The 13,151-nt window shown below is 67.3% G+C and carries 13 protein-coding genes; 9 read left to right on the top strand and 4 right to left on the bottom strand.

Going from position 1 to position 13,151, the window contains the following annotated elements; translation table 11 throughout:
- Position 1 precedes the first annotated feature (1 nt).
- On the bottom strand, positions 2-1,138 hold the full coding sequence (gene coxB, locus C8J40_RS03045; RefSeq protein WP_243693177.1) for a cytochrome c oxidase subunit II: 1,137 nt from the start codon (positions 1,136-1,138) through the stop codon (positions 2-4).
- 340 nt (positions 1,139-1,478) lie between these two features.
- Here coxB and pyrE point away from each other — a divergent pair, with 340 nt between their 5' ends.
- From pyrE to C8J40_RS03020, 5 genes are all read left to right on the top strand, one after another.
- Positions 1,479-2,063, top strand: coding sequence for an orotate phosphoribosyltransferase (gene pyrE / locus C8J40_RS03040; protein WP_132895705.1), 585 nt, complete (start codon positions 1,479-1,481; stop codon positions 2,061-2,063).
- Complete coding sequence (locus tag C8J40_RS03035) at positions 2,060-2,788, top strand: pyridoxine 5'-phosphate synthase (RefSeq protein ID WP_132895704.1); 729 nt, start codon at positions 2,060-2,062, stop codon at positions 2,786-2,788. Before pyrE ends, C8J40_RS03035 begins: the two co-directional genes overlap by 4 nt.
- Positions 2,789-2,923: 135 nt before the next feature.
- Positions 2,924-3,358 (top strand): holo-ACP synthase, encoded by a 435-nt coding sequence (acpS, locus tag C8J40_RS03030; protein WP_132895703.1) that lies wholly within the window; start codon positions 2,924-2,926, stop codon positions 3,356-3,358.
- Entirely contained in the window at positions 3,355-4,335 is a 981-nt protein-coding gene (gene lepB / locus C8J40_RS03025) for a signal peptidase I (RefSeq protein ID WP_132895702.1), read from the top strand. Before acpS ends, lepB begins: the two co-directional genes overlap by 4 nt.
- Before the next feature lies 1 nt (position 4,336).
- Positions 4,337-5,407, top strand: a complete 1,071-nt coding sequence (locus C8J40_RS03020; RefSeq protein ID WP_132895701.1) for an AI-2E family transporter — start codon at positions 4,337-4,339, stop codon at positions 5,405-5,407.
- A gap of 171 nt (positions 5,408-5,578) precedes the next feature.
- Here C8J40_RS03020 and C8J40_RS03015 read toward each other — a convergent pair whose 3' ends face one another.
- A complete protein-coding gene (locus C8J40_RS03015) occupies positions 5,579-6,637 on the bottom strand; it encodes a glycosyltransferase (protein WP_132895700.1) in 1,059 nt (352 codons plus the stop codon).
- 54 nt (positions 6,638-6,691) lie between these two features.
- On the opposite strand from C8J40_RS03015, the gene C8J40_RS03010 reads away from it, so the two are divergent.
- Genes C8J40_RS03010 through C8J40_RS03000 form a run of 3 tightly spaced genes read left to right on the top strand, consistent with a single transcriptional unit; the run spans position 6,692 to position 9,415 of the window.
- The gene (locus C8J40_RS03010) at positions 6,692-7,708 is read left to right on the top strand and encodes a hypothetical protein (RefSeq protein WP_243693176.1); all 1,017 of its coding nucleotides are present in this window, start codon (positions 6,692-6,694) and stop codon (positions 7,706-7,708) included.
- Positions 7,705-8,220, top strand: coding sequence for a DUF2141 domain-containing protein (locus C8J40_RS03005; RefSeq protein ID WP_132895699.1), 516 nt, complete (start codon positions 7,705-7,707; stop codon positions 8,218-8,220). The genes C8J40_RS03010 and C8J40_RS03005 overlap by 4 nt, the downstream gene beginning before the upstream one ends.
- A gap of 10 nt (positions 8,221-8,230) precedes the next feature.
- Positions 8,231-9,415: a glycosyltransferase gene (locus C8J40_RS03000; protein WP_132895698.1), complete on the top strand. Its 1,185-nt coding sequence runs from the start codon at positions 8,231-8,233 to the stop codon at positions 9,413-9,415.
- Here C8J40_RS03000 and C8J40_RS02995 read toward each other — a convergent pair.
- Both C8J40_RS02995 and ubiG read right to left on the bottom strand, forming a co-directional pair.
- A complete protein-coding gene (locus C8J40_RS02995; RefSeq protein ID WP_207901125.1) occupies positions 9,357-10,781 on the bottom strand; it encodes a DUF2029 domain-containing protein in 1,425 nt (474 codons plus the stop codon). The genes C8J40_RS03000 and C8J40_RS02995 overlap by 59 nt on opposite strands.
- 218 nt (positions 10,782-10,999) lie before the next feature.
- Positions 11,000-11,740 carry a bifunctional 2-polyprenyl-6-hydroxyphenol methylase/3-demethylubiquinol 3-O-methyltransferase UbiG gene (ubiG, locus tag C8J40_RS02990; protein ID WP_132895697.1) on the bottom strand — a complete coding sequence of 247 codons (741 nt, stop codon included), beginning with the start codon at positions 11,738-11,740 and terminating at the stop codon, positions 11,000-11,002.
- A 52-nt stretch (positions 11,741-11,792) separates the two neighbouring features.
- On the opposite strand from ubiG, the gene C8J40_RS02985 reads away from it, so the two are divergent.
- Complete coding sequence (locus tag C8J40_RS02985; protein ID WP_132895696.1) at positions 11,793-13,046, top strand: aspartate kinase; 1,254 nt, start codon at positions 11,793-11,795, stop codon at positions 13,044-13,046.
- Positions 13,047-13,151: the final 105 nt, after the last annotated feature.

Genomic DNA, 13,151 nt, shown 5'->3' with positions numbered 1-13,151 from the left:
CTTACTGTCCCGCGTTGCCGGCGCCGGCCGGGTTTGAGGTGGCGCCCTGCGTCGTTGCGGGGGCTGCGGTTGTTACGTTTTCAACGGGGCCGGTGGCGTTCGCCGTCTCGGCGGCCTCCGCGACCTTCGCCGCGGAGCCGTCGGCGCCGGGCTGCGGGATGACCTTGTCGGACGCCTTGCCGGGGGTCGGCATCGTGCCGCCCTTGGCCTTGACCCACGCCGCGTATTCGGCGGGCGGAACGGCCTCGACCGCGATCGGCATATAGCCGTGGCGCGCGCCGCAAAGCTCCGAGCACTGGCCGAAATACAGGCCGGGCTTCTCGATCGTGAAGCTGGTCTCGTTGAGGCGACCGGGGATCGCGTCGAGCTTGATCCAGAACGCCGGCACCGCCCAGCTGTGGATCACGTCGTTCGACGTCGTGATCAGGCGGATCGGCACACCGACCGGGAGGACGATGCGGTTGTCGGTGGCGAGCAGCTTGGGGCCGTCGGCATCGGTGCGACCACGCTCGCCCGCAGCGACGTCAGCCTTTTCCTTCAGCATGTTGGCGGTGATCTCGAAACCGCCATTGTCCGGATACTGGTAGGTCCAATACCATTGGTTGCCGATCGCCTTCAGCGTCACCGCGCCCGACGGGGCCGGCTTGAACTGTGCCTGGAGCAGGCCGATCGAGGGGACTGCGATCAGCACGAGGATCACGACCGGCGCGAGCGTCCAGAGGATCTCGATCGCGGTGTTGTGGCTGGTCTTCGACGCGACCGGGTTGCGTGCCTTGCGATAGCGGAACGAGACCCAGAAGAGGAGCGCGAGGACGAACAGCGAAATGATCGTGATCGTCGGCACCAGGATCGAATTGTGCATCCAGTGCGCGAATTGGCCGTTCTTGGTCACCTGTGGCTGGAGGCCGAACAGACCGTCGGTCGGCTGGCCGATCATCGGCTTGACCGTCATCGCGGGGGCGCCGTCCATCGCCAGCTCGGGGCTGGACGGGTTCGCGGTCGGCGTCGCGGCGGCCGTGGTCGGCGCGGTGTTGGACACGCCCGCGGGTGCGGCGGCGGCCTGTGGTGCTGCTGGCGTCGGCTGGGCCGCGTGCCCGGCGACACCACCGAGACTCGCCAATGCGAGCCCCGCTGCCATCGCAAATCCTCTCATCCCCATCTTGCGCATCGTTTTTCTTGACCCCGGTTTATAGCGAACCCGATTCCGGACGCGCGGATGTCTGCTTATGATTTGGGAAGAGCTATACCCAGCGGGGGGGCTCGCCTCAAGTCTTGTCTCGATTGCTCGCCAGTCTCTCGTCATCCTGACGAAAGTCAGGATCCAGAGTAACGACGGTCGACGTGCCTGGCTCTGGATCCTGACTTTCGTCAGGATGACGGGGTAGGTGACGTGTGATGCCTGAAGCGCCGGTTCTCGTTGCACGTGGTTTCCCGCGCTCGTATCAGCGCGGGCAGACCATTTGGAGCGATGACCCGCGATGACCGAAGACGACGTGCTCGCCGAATTCCGCGCTGCCGAAGCGTTGCTCGAAGGGCATTTCATCCTGTCCTCGGGCTTGCGCAGTTCGCGCTACCTGCAATGCGCGCGGGTTTTGATGGATCCGGCGCGAGGCGCTCGGTTGTCGGAGGCGCTCGTCGCGTCGATCCCCGAAGAACTGCGGGCGCAGATCGATATCGTGGTCTCGCCAGCGATGGGCGGCGTCATCGCCGGCCACGAAATGGGCCGCGCGCTTGGCGTCGAGGCGGTATTCCTCGAGCGGCCCGACGGCGTGTTCGAACTGCGTCGCGGGTTCCGGCTCGCGCCCGGCCAGCGCGTGCTGATGATGGAGGATGTCGTCACCACCGGGCTGTCGTCGCGCGAGGCGATCGCGGCGATCGGGCGGGCTGGCGGCGTGACGGTCGCGGCGGCGGCGTTGGTCGATCGCTCGAACGGGACGGCGGATCTGGGCGTGCCGTTCTTCCCGCTGATCCGGCTCGACGTGCCGACTTATCCGGCGGATGCCTTGCCGCGCGAACTGGCGGCAATCCCGGCGATCAAGCCCGGCAGCAGGGCGGCAGCATGAGCCGGGACCTGCGCCTCGGCGTAAACATCGACCACGTCGCCACGGTGCGCAACGCACGCGGCGCCGGGTATCCCGATCCGGTGCGTGCGGCTCTGATGGCCGCGGCGGCGGGGGCGGACGGGATCACCGCGCATCTGCGCGAGGACCGGCGGCACATTACCGATGACGACATCGCGCGGTTGTCGGCCGAGCTGACGATCCCGCTCAACCTGGAGATGGCGGCGACCGACGAGATGCTCGGCATCGCGCTGCGTCACAAGCCGCATGCGGCGTGCATCGTGCCGGAAAAGCGCGAGGAACTGACCACCGAGGGCGGGCTCGACGTCGCCGGGCATTACGACCGGATGGCGAAGCTGGTCGATGCGCTGGCGGGGGCGGGGATCCGCGTGTCGCTGTTCATCGAACCGGATGCGCGCCAGATCGAGGCGGCGGTGCGGCTCAAAGTGCCGGTGATCGAACTGCACACCGGGTTGTATGCGGAACTGTCGGGCGAGGCGCGGGTGGTGGAGCTGCGGCGTCTGAACGATGCGGCGGCGCTGGCGGCGAAGAACGGCATCGAGGTGCATGCGGGGCACGGGCTGACCTACGACAACGTCGCACCGATCGCGGCTATCCGGCAGGTTCGGGAGCTGAACATCGGGCATTTCCTGGTGGGCGAGGCGCTGTTCGTCGGGCTTGGCGAAGCGGTTCGGCTGATGCGCGAGGCTATGGATGCGGCGCGCTAATCCTCCCCGGCACGGGGAGGGGGACCATGCGCAGCATGGGGGAGGGGGCCCACCGCGGGCGGATCGTTCGTGGAGCCCCCCCTCCACCCCGCCGCTTCGCGTCGCGGTCCCCCTCCCCGTGCCGGGGAGGATTTTGTGATCATCGGGCTCGGATCCGACCTGTGTAACATCGAGCGGATCGCGGCGTCGGTCGAGCGGTTCGGGGAGCGGTTCGAGCAGCGGGTGTTTACCGATGTCGAGCGGGCGAAGGCGGCGCGGCGGCCTTTCACGAAAGCCGGGACGCTGGCGAAGCGGTTCGCGGCCAAGGAGGCGTTTTCGAAGGCGGTCGGGACCGGGTTTCGCGCGGGCGTGTTCATGCGCGATATCGGCGTCGTGAACGCTCCGAGTGGCGCGCCGACACTGGCGTTGACCGGGGGCGCCAAAGCGAGGCTTGACGCGTTAACGCCTGAAGGCCACGCCGCACGCGTGCATTTGACGATGACCGATGATCATCCGTGGGCGCAGGCCTTCGTGATCATCGAAGCTATACCTCTGATATCCCCGGGCATGCGCCAGGATACGAATCGATGAAGGACGCGGCGTTGGACGGCAACGAGTTCCAGGAAAAGCCCCTCGCGCAGACGACCGCGGCGGATACCGCGCCACTGGCCGGCACCGCACCGGAAACGACCCGCCGCCGCGGCACCGATTGGTGGGGCGAGGTGAAGGGCATATTCTGGCTGATCCTGGTCGTGCTCGGCTTCCACAGCTTCATCGCCAAGCCCTTCTATATCCCCAGCGAATCGATGCTGCCGGGCCTCCGCATCGGCGACCGGCTAGTGGTGACCAAGTTCGCCTACGGCTGGTCGTTCGTGTCGCCGACGATTCCCGACCCGATCGCGATTTTCAAGGGCGTCGTGCTGCGTCAGCAGGAAGAGAGCTGGAGCGTGTCGCTGCCGTTCATGCATGGCCGGCTCTTCGGATCGCTGCCGACGCGCGGCGACGTGGTGATCGTGACGCCGCCGGGGACGCATAACGACTATATCAAGCGCGTCATCGGGCTGCCCGGCGACAAGCTGGCCGTCCGCGGCGGAATCGTCTTCCTAAACGGCGTTGCGGTGAAGCGCGGCCCGCTCCACGACACGCTGATCCCCGTCGACACCAACAGCCCGTGCAGCGAGATCGACTATCCCGGCGCGCGCGAGACGCTGCCCGATGGCCGCGAGATGTGCCGCCTGCCGACCTATACGGAGACGCTCCCCAACGGCCGCCGCTACGAGACGATCGATCTCGAATCGGACAGCCAGGGCGACAATTTCGCGGAGATCACGATCCCCGCGAACCACGTCTTCCTGATGGGCGACAACCGTGATCGCTCGGCCGACAGCCGGTTCGCGCTGAGCCAGCTCGGGCTCGGCGGGCCGGTGCCGTACGAGAATCTCGGCGGGCGTGCGGAGTTCATCACCTTCAGCCTCGACGGCGATGCGACGTTCAACCCGCTGAGCTGGTGGAGTTCGCTGCGCTCGGACCGCGCCGGCACCTCGCTGCACCCTGCCAAGGTCAACTGAGATGGCCAACACCAAGACCGTCGACGAGCTTAGCCCGGTCGAGATGCGCGATCCGTTCCTGCGCAAGGAACTGAAGCGTGCGATGATCTGGCTCGGGCTCGCCTGCGTGATCGCGCTGCTGATCGTGCTGGTCCAGCCGTTGCTGATCATCTTTGCCGGCGTCGTGTTCGCGGCGCTGCTCGATGGCGGCGTGCGGCTGCTTGGGCGGGTGCTGCCGATCGGACGCGGCTGGCGGTTGCTGATCGTCGTGCTGCTGACGTTCGCATTCCTGGTGGGGACGTTCATCCTGACCGGCGTGCAGGTGACCGAGCAGGTGATGCAGCTCCGCTCGACGCTGGAGTCGCAGGCCAATCGCTTTACCACCTATCTGACCTCGCAGGGGCTGATGCCGGGGGCGTCTGACGTCAACGGGATCGTCAAGCAGGCGCTGGGCTCGGTCGGGCGCGTGACGTCGTGGGTCGGCAGCGCGATCGGTGCGATCACCAGCATGTTCATGATCCTGATCCTCGGGCTGTTTATCGCGATGGACCCGGGCACCTATTCGCGCGGGCTCCAGTGGATGGTGCCGGTTGACCTGCGCCCCGAGTTCGCCAGGACCTTGCTCAAGATGGGGGCGACGTTGCGGCGGCTGCTCGCCGGGCGTCTACTCGGGATGGCGGTCGAGGGTGTCGCGAGCGGCATCGCGCTGGCGGTAGGTGGCGTGCCGATGGCGATGCTGCTCGGCATCATCGCGGGCATCCTCGCGTTCATCCCGAACGTCGGTGCGATCGTGACCGGCGTCCTGATGGTCGCGGTCGGGTTCAGCGCGGGCGTCGATACGGGGTATTGGGCGATCGGCACGTATTTGATCGTGCAGACGATCGACGGCTATGTGATCGTGCCGATGGTGGCCAAGCGCACGGTTGATCTGCCGCCGGCGTTGACGTTGGGCGCGCAGATCATGGCGAGCGCACTGTTCGGAATATTGGGGCTGGCGCTGGCCGACCCGATGACCGCGATGATCAAGACCGCGCTCGAGCGGCGGTCGGAGCGGGAAGAAGAAAAGGCCGAGGCGGGTGAGGCTACGGCCTGATCTGATTTAGCGCCGCCTTCCACGTAATGCGGGTCCGAGCTCACCCCCCGTCATCCCCGCGGACGCGGGGACCCATACTGGCAAACCTCGGAGGATATGGGTCCCCGCTTCCGCGGGAATGACGGAAGGTGGGGGCCGGACCGCCAATGAGGCGGGGAAAGACGTAAGGCGCTACCGCCTGACCAATCGATCGAAGAGTGCGAGGTAGCGCCCCGCCGAGTCCGCACCGGGCTGCGGGACCGGCTCCGGGCGTTGCGCAGTTGGCGCTAGCCATGCATCCAACGCTGAGATCAGTCCCACCGCATCGTCCCTCGCGACGATCGTACCGCGATCCGCGCGGTCGATGATTTCCGCCACCGCCGTGCTCGAATCGGTGGAGATTACCGGGGTCCCAACCGACAACGCCTCGCGCAAAACCCCCGGTACGCCTTCATAGTCCGAAGTCAGCACGACGACCTGCGCGCGCGCCATCACCGGCAGCGGGTCGGTGCTGTGGCCGAGCAGGCGAACACGGTCTCCCAAACCCAGCGCGCCAATCTGCGTTTCGATCGCCCCCCGCTCGTCGCCTTCGCCGAGGATCACCAGCGGAATGGTCCGGTCCACCAGCACCGGAAGCGCGGCGATCAGGCGGTCCCAGCGTTTCTGCGGTTCGAGCCGCCCAGCGCCGAGGATGTAGCGCGCGGGCAAATCCGGCATCTCGCCCGGGATCGGCACCGCCGGCGGGTTCGGGATGATGCTCGTGCGGCCGACCATGCGCGTCGCGCGCGCCGCCTCGTCCGCCGTCGCCGGAGTCATCGCGACGAGGTGATCGAGGAAGCTTCCGTGCCGCGCGAGCCAGAGCTGGTGCGCCGCGTGCATCAGCCGGCCGTGATCGGCGCGCGCGGGGGCGTTGGACATCTTGGCGACGATCGGCGGGCATGCCTTGCCGAGCCGAAGCCGGCTCCAAGCCGCGATGCCGGTATAGAAATTGCCCGGGCAGAAGATCACGTCAGGGACGAGCTGTCGCACGACCTTGGGTAACGCCAGCAACCGCGAGGGCGAAACGATCTCAAGCCCCTCCGGCAGTTCCGCCGCCAGCGGTCCGGCAATATCCTCGATCGCCAGCGTCACGCGCCGCCCCGCCGCCAGCCAGCCGCGCGCGAGCCGCAGCTGCGCGCGCTCCACCCCGCCGCCGCGCAGATCCTCGGCATAGGTCAGGATGTGCCGGGCGAGCGGCGGCGGGGACGTCACTGAAATATGGCGGTCATCATAATGCGCGATTGGTAGAGCGGAGATCGCGACCGAATGAAACCGACTTTGCGTGCACGCGTGCCGACGGGCGGCTATTGGGCCGATCGAGGGGCGACGGAATGGCTTGAGGACCGGCGATTGAACACGCGTGCGAACACTGCCGACACCGAGGGCTATGCCGACATCGCCCGCGCTGGTCTGGAGCCGCTGAAGACGATCGGCAGCCGTTGGCCGGCGATTATCGGCGCGGTATTGACGCTGGCGATGATCGCCGGGCTGGGACGCGAATTGCTGGGGCATGGGCTGGCGGGACTCACGCGCTCGGTGCCGAGCGATCCGCGCTTCTATCTGTGTTTTGCGCTGCTCTACATGTCGCCGCCGACCGGGGATTACGTCATCTTCCGCCGCCTGTGGGGCATCCCTCTCGGCGGCCTCGTCGCGCTGATCAAGAAGCGGATCGCGAACGAGGTCGTGTTCGGATACTCGGGCGACGCGTATTTCTATGCCTGGGCGCGAGCCAAGGCGCGGATGGTGGCGTCGCCGTTCGGTGCGGTGAAGGACGTCACGATCCTGTCGGCGATCGCGGGCAACGCGGTGACATTGCTGCTGGTGGCGATCGCCTTGCCGCTCGGCCGGCATCTACTGACGCACGACCAGTTCCGGACGGTGTTGGCATCGGCAGGCGTGACGCTGGCGATCTCGCTGCCATTTCTGATCTTCTCGCGCCGCGTGTTCTCGCTGCCTCGCGCGAAGCTGTGGTGGGTGTTCGGGATCCACTGTATCCGGCTGCTGTGCGGATCGGTGCTGATCGCGTTCGCGTGGCATTTCGCGTTGCCGGGCGTGCCGATGGGGATGTGGCTGTTCCTCGCCGCCGGACGCCTGCTCGTATCGCGCCTGCCGCTGGTGCCGAACAAGGATCTGTTGTTCGCCAACATCGCGATCCTCCTGATCGGGCAGGATCAGGCGCTGTCGGAATTGATCGCGTTTACGGCGGCGGCGACCTTGCTGGTGCATGTCGGCCTGATCGTGCTGTTCGGCATCCACGCGGCACTCGATCGGATTCGTGCATGATTCGTTATGGGTTGGCTCTGGTTGCTTCGGTCGTTTCGGGGGGATCGGCGGGCGCGCAGGTTCTGGGCAGCGATGCGGCGGCGTGCCGGCCGGGGGAAGGGCCGGCGATAGCGGTCGAGATCACCGGGCTGAAGGATCGCACGGGAGAGTTGAAGTTGGAACTCTATCCGGGCGAGGAAGCGGATTTTCTCGAGGACGACCGCGTGCTGCTCGCGGCGGGCAAAACGTTTCGGCGGGTCGTGGTGCCGACGCCGCCGACCGGGTCGCCGATCCTGTGCATCCGGGCGCCGCGGCCGGGCCGCTATGCGCTGTTGCTGACGCATAATCGCGACGGGAAGAACAAGTTCAGCTTCTGGTCGGATGGCGCCGGATTTGCGAGCAATGCAAAGCTCGGGCGGTCGCGGCCCAAGGTCGAGCAGGCGCTGGTCGAAGTCGGCGCGGGCGTCACGTCGGTGCGGATTACCGTGCAGTATCTGCGCGGGCTCGGCGGGTTCGGGCCTGTCACGCCATGAGAATGATCCCGTGAGAATCGTCGACGTCAACGAGTTCTACTCGCCGACCGGCGGCGGCGTGCGGACCTATGTCGACCGGAAGATGGGGATCATGGCCGACATGGGCCATGAACTGATCGTCGTTGCGCCCGGCAAGGAGGATCGCGTCGAGGAGCGGCCGGGCGGCGGGCGGATCATCTATCTCAAGTCGCCGGGCATGCCGTTCGATCGCAATTACGGGTTGTTCTGGGATAGGGCGGCGATCCACCGGGTGCTCGACGATCTCGATCCGGACGTGGTGGAGTGCTGCTCGCCGTGGCGGCCCGCATGGTTCGTCGGCGACTGGCAGGGCCGCGCGGTGAAGTCGTTCTTCATGCACAACGACAATATCGCCGCCTATGCCCAGCGCTGGTTCGCGGGCGTCGCGAGCCATGACCAGATCGAGCGCGGGTTCGCCTGGTACAGCCGATACATGAACCGCTTCCTCGAGAAATACGACGTCGTCGTCACCAACGGCCCGGCGCTGGAAAAGCGATTGCGCGCGCGCGGCGTCCGGATCGACGCGGCGATGCCGCTGGGGATCGAGCGCGGGCATTTCTCCCCGGACCTGCGCGACACGCGGCTGCGCGGGGCGTTGCTGCAGCAGTGCGGGTTGCCCGAGGACGGCATGCTGCTGCTCGGGCTCGGGCGGCATCACGGCGAGAAGCGCTGGCCCTTGGTGGTCGATGCGGTGGCGCGGGCGGGGGCGACGCTGCCGGTCGGGCTGGTCCTGATCGGCGCGGGTGCGCAGACCAAGGCGATTCAGCGGCGGATCGGCGGGTCGCCGCATATCCGGATGTTCGCGCCGGTCTATGATCGCGAGCGGCTCGCGCGGATCATGGCGAGCTGCGATGCGCTGATCCACGGGTCGGAGGCGGAGCCGTTCGGCCTGGTCGCGTCGGAGGCGATGGCATCGGGCCTGCCGCTGATCGTGCCGGATACGGGTGGCTGCGCGGAAGTCGCCGACCGCCACGCCAGCGAGCTCTACGCGGCGCGTGATGCGGAGAGCGCGGCGGCGGCGATCGGGCGGTTGTTCGCGCGCGACCCCGCGTTGCTGCGGCGCGCGGCGGCGGTGGCGGCGCGGCATGTCCGCAGCGACCGCGAGCATGCGGTCGAGCTCATGGACTATTATGCGGGGCTGGTCGCGGCGAAGCAGGGGTGTGGGCTGGCGGCGTGAACGCGGTGAAGCGCGTGCCGGGGATCGGGATCGGCTCGTAACCGGCGTCGCGTGCGGCGGTGGCGAGGGCTTGGTCGAGGCTGGCATCGCCGCTTGTCGCGGGGCCTTCGCCTCCGGTTAGGATCGTCGATCCGTCGAGTTTCATGCGCGCTCGCGAGATCAGGTGGAGCGCGTGTTCTTGAGTTGCGTCGAGCAGCTTGGTGCTGCGGAAATAGAAGGGGCCGGTCGCGAAGGCGGGATCGGGCTGGCGGTTCGCTGCAGGGAGGATTTGTGGTGATAGCGTCGCGATCGGTCCTGCGAGTCCGTGTTGGTCGAGGACGCGGCCGACCGCTCGGCCTTCGCGGAGGGCCTGTGTGAGCGACAGGCCATCCGAATCTGCCAGCGCTGCGATGGAGGGGGCGATGCCGGCGGCGGCGAATACGGCGAACGCGATTCGCCACGCGCGGCTTGGGGGCGGGATCAGCGATAGGCGGACGAACAGGGCTGGCAGGGCTGGGAGGAGATATTGCCGCCAGGTTGGAAACGGCAGGAGTGCGGCGATCAGGCCGGCGAGGATCAGCCAGTCGAGCAGTCCGACCGCGCGGCGTCGCCAGGCGTCGCGGGCGACCAGCGCGAGCGCGGGCAGGGCTGCGCCTAGTGCGACGAACTTGAGCGTGTCGATCGCCTTGGCGGGGAGCGACATCTTCCACGGGCGGAGCGCGTAATATTCGGCGGGGCCGCGCGCCGGGAAGGTGAAAGTGCCGAACACGAAGCCGGCCGGGCTGGCGGCATAGGTCCAGGCGACGAAGGCGATAACCGGGAGCGTGCCGAGCAGGACCGCGGCGGGGCGATGGCGGCGGTCGACCAGCGCGTAGAGGCCGTAGGCGAGCGCGGGAAACGCATAGGAGATCTTCGCGGCGGCGGCGCTGGCGAGGAGGAAACCGGCGAGCGCGGCGGCTTTGCGCGTGATGGCGGGGCGGACGATCAGGGGGAGGGCTGCGGCGAGCAGCGCGGCGGGGAGTGCGTCGTTGCGGGCTGTGCCGATGCTGAAGAGGAGGATGTCGCAGGTGGCGAACACGGCTGCGCAGGTGAGGGCGGCTTTGGGTTTGGCGCCGAGGGTGCGGGCGGCGGTGTGGACACAGGCTATCGTTGCGATGCCGAGCAGGGCGTTGAGGATGCGGAGGGCTGGCCAGGTCCAGTTGCCGGCTAGAAGTGCGACGGGCGCGAAGAGGTACGGTTGGAGTGGGGTCTGGAGGTAGGCGAAGTCCCGGTAGGGGAAGAGGCCGTGTGCGGTTAGCGCGGCCGCGGCGACGTATTGGCTCTCGTCGTGGTCTACCGGGCGAAGGAGCGCGAGGGTGACGAAGAGGGTTGCTAGCGCTGCCAGCATCAGAAGCATGTTCACCCGCGAAGGCGGGTGCCCAGTCTGGGCACCCGCCTTCGCGGGTGAACAATTTTGGGGAGTGCTTCGGCTCGTCATTCGGCCCCACCCCGGCGGAGGCCGGGGCCCAGTTGGGGGACGGTGATGATTAGCGATCGCGCTCCGTTACCCCGGCCTTCCCAACTGGGCCCCGGCCTTCGCCGGGGTGGTGGCGTGTGGGCCACGAGTCAGGCTTTTACCGCGGTTAGGAAGTAATCGAGGCTCGTCGAGTCACTCAGCGTGAAGCCAGTCGCGGGCGAGAAGCTCAGCCCCCGCGTATCCGTCACGCGCAGCCCCGCATCCTTCAGCAACGCAGTCAGTTCCTCGGGCGTGAGGAACTTGTTCCAGTCGTGCGTGCCCTTGGGAATGACGCCGGCACCTTCCGCCACGGTGATCATCGCCAGCCGCGACAAAGGCGTGCGGTTGGGCGTCGACAGGATTAACAGCCCGCCCTCTGCCAAAGTCCGCGCTAGACCGCGCACGAAGCCCGCAGGGTCGCTGACATGCTCGATGACCTCAAGGCTGGTGACGAGGTCGAATTGTCCGGCTAGCCCCTCGACGCCTCCCGCGCGGTAGTCGATCGCAAGACCACTCTGAGCCGCATGGATCTCCGCCACCGCGATATTCTCCGGCGCGGCGTCGATCCCCGTCACTGTGGCGCCGAGCCGGGCCAACGGCTCGCACAGCAGCCCAGCGCCGCAGCCGACGTCGAGCGCGGTCTTCCCCGCCAGCGGGGTGAAGGTCGCACCATCGCCACCCCAATGCGCATCCACCTGCTCGCGGATATAGCGCAACCGCGGCGGATTGAGCTTGTGAAGTGGCGCCGACGAGCCCTTCGGATCCCACCAGTCCTTCGCCATCGTGCCGAAATGCGCGGCCTCGCGCGGATCGATTGTTGCGCCGTTTACGGTGTCACTTGCCAGTATCATGCGCGCTACCTATCAGGGCCGCCGCTTCGACCCAAAGGGATTTGCGCTGCCAATGGCCCGTATCGTGATGAAATTCGGCGGGACGTCGATGGCTGGGATCGAGCGGATCCGCAACGTCGCCGCGCGCGTGAAGCGCGAAGTCGACGCCGGCAACCAGGTCGCCGTCGTCGTCTCCGCGATGGCCGGCGAGACCGATCGGCTGGTCGGCTTCTGCCGCGAGGCGTCGTCGCTGTACGACGCGAAGGAATATGACGTCGTCGTTTCGGCCGGCGAGCAGATCACGAGTGGCTTGCTCGCGATCGCTCTGCAGGCGGCCGGCTGCAAGGCGCGGTCGTGGCTCGGCTGGCAGTTGCCGATCAACACGTCCGACGCACACGGATCGGCGCGGATTGGCGAGATCGACACGGCCGCGCTCGACGCGAGCCTTGCGGACGGTTTCGTCGCGGTGATCCCCGGTTTCCAGGGCGTCGCGGATGGCCAGCGCGTGACCACCTTGGGCCGCGGCGGCTCGGATACGTCGGCGGTGGCGATGGCGGCGGCGATGAAGGCGGATCGTTGCGACATCTATACCGACGTCGACGGCGTCTACACGACCGACCCCAGGATCGTGCCCCGCGCGCGGAAGCTGAGCAAGGTCACCTATGAAGAGATGCTGGAACTCGCCAGCGTCGGTGCCAAGGTGCTGCAGACGCGCTCTGTCGGCCTGGCGATGAAGGAAAACGTGCGCGTGCGCGTGCTGTCCTCGTTCGAGGACGGCGATACCAATGATGGTCACCGCGGCACGTTGATCGTGGGCGAAGAGGAAATCGACGATATGGAACGCCAGCTCATCACCGGCATCGCGCACGACAAGAACGAGGCGAAGATCACCCTGACGCAGGTCAGCGATCGGCCCGGCTCGGTCGCGGCGATCTTCGCGCCGCTCGCCGATGCGGGGATCAACGTCGACATGATCGTGCAGAACGTCGCGCATTCGACCGGCTCGACCGACGTGACGTTCACGGTACCGGCAGCCGATCTCGCGCGCTCGCTCGACGTGCTCGACAAGGCGAAGGACGCGATCGGCTATGCGACGATCGTCCACGACACGCGCGTCGCCAAGGTGTCGGTCGTTGGTGTCGGCATGCGCAGCCATGCGGGTGTCGCGGCGACGATGTTCACGACGCTCGGCGAGCGCGGGATCAACATCCAGGCGATCGCGACGTCGGAAATCAAGGTCAGCGTGCTGATCGAAGAGGATTATACCGAGCTGGCGGTGCGCGTGCTGCACACCGCGTATGGCCTCGATGCCGAGGATGCGGCTTGAGCCACAACACCGTAACCCCAGCCCACACCGTCACGCCAGCGAAAGCTGGGGTCTCCCGCGGCAAGGGCCCACGCTATCACCGGGAGATCCCAGCTGTCGCTGGGA

Source organism: Sphingomonas sp. PP-CC-3A-396 (assembly GCF_004343105.1).
Lineage (GTDB): Bacteria > Pseudomonadota > Alphaproteobacteria > Sphingomonadales > Sphingomonadaceae > Sphingomonas.
The sequence above is the reverse complement of the archived record's forward strand: the minus strand, read 5'-3'. Positions and strand labels throughout refer to the sequence as shown.